The following is a 1,311-nucleotide window of genomic DNA, read 5'->3' as shown; positions in this document are numbered from 1 at the left end:
ACGCTCTTCCGATCTCGTCGTCCGGCGGTGGTGGTCCGCCTCCGTGCCGTCAGGACGCCGTCGTGGCGCCCGCGGGCGGGGCGATCGCGAACGGCTGCTGCGCGAGGAAGGCCTCGTCGGGCGTGCCCATCGGGAAGAAGTTCGGCTGCTGACGCGACGGCATCTGGTCGAGGACCTTGCGGTGCAGGTCCACGTAGCTGCCCGTGAACGCGCCCTCGTCCCACACGCGCAGCAGCGTGCCGGTGAACTCGCCGTTGACCGGACCGTCGTACGAGTACTGGTCGTCCTGGCAGCCCGAGATGAGCAGCACCGACGCCGCGACGTCCTCGTCGGTCGTCGCACCGGCGAGCGACTGCACGAACTCGTAGGTCGCGCGTCGCGCCTTGTCGTCCTTCTCGGCGACCCCGCGCGGCATGACGCGCGCCACCGCCGAGGGCGGCAGCACCGCGGGCGGGCCGCCGCGCGCCCCGGTCTCCAGGCCCAGGTCGTGCTCACGCTCCTGCTGCAGCACCGCGTCCCGTTCGACGTCGCGGATCACCGAGCCGCTGTGGCAGCTGTCGCTGATCACGAGGATCCGGACGCCCGCCGCGAACTGCGCGTACATGCGCCGCAGCTCGTCATCGAGGACCTGGCGGTCGAACAGGACCCACGTCTCGTCCTGCTGGTCGGGCTCGTCGCCGTCGATGTCCTCGACCTGGCCGCCGTGGCCGGAGTACGTGAACAGCACGATGTCGCCTGCGACCGCGGTCCGCGCGTACGCGCCGATCTGCGTGATCACCGCCTGCGACGTGGCCGCCGCGTCGAGCAGCTGCACCGGCTGGAAGCCGGTCGCCGTCGCGAGCCGCAGCATCGCGTTCGCGTCGTTCACGCAGCCGTTGAGCTTGCCGTCCCAGCCGCCGTAGGCGTCGGGGTCGACCCGGTTGAGGCCGATGTGCAGCGAGTAGCCGGTCATGGTCGTCGTCCCCCTCGTCGAGTTCCTGCACCGGCCAGCGTCCCACCGTCACCGGAGCCGGTCCAGACGCTTTGTCCCGATTTCGCCCACTTCTCGCCCGGTCGAAACCACGACAAGGTGAACTTTCTTCGTGACGGTTGTGCACGACGCGGTGACACGCGCAGCATTCGGGGTGCGCCGGGGACCCGGAGGACACCGGGGACCTCCACGGCGCCACGTCAGGGGGAAGAACCCATGCCTAGTCCGGAGCCCACCGCGCTGCCCGGGACACCCGCACGACGCCGGCGCGCGCACGCCGCGCTCGCCGTCGTCACGACCGCCGTCGCGCTGGCGGTGGCGGCGCCCACCGCCAGATCGGA

General features: G+C 71.5%; 1 protein-coding gene. It reads right to left on the bottom strand.

The annotated features are described in order from the left end of the window. Positions 1 to 49: 49 nt before the first annotated feature. Complete coding sequence (locus HGA02_RS19615) at positions 50 to 952, bottom strand: caspase family protein (protein ID WP_168681075.1); 903 nt, start codon at positions 950 to 952, stop codon at positions 50 to 52. Between the last annotated feature and the right edge of the window lie 359 nt (positions 953 to 1,311).

It is taken from the genome of Cellulomonas septica, from assembly GCF_012396155.1.
Lineage (GTDB): Bacteria > Actinomycetota > Actinomycetes > Actinomycetales > Cellulomonadaceae > Cellulomonas > Cellulomonas septica.
The sequence above is the reverse complement of the archived record's forward strand: the minus strand, read 5'-3'. Positions and strand labels throughout refer to the sequence as shown.

Coding starts and splice junctions, on each gene's coding strand:
- HGA02_RS19615 (WP_168681075.1), bottom strand. CDS start 952: ATGACCGGCTACTCGCTGCACATCGGCCTCAACCGGGTCGACCCCGAC.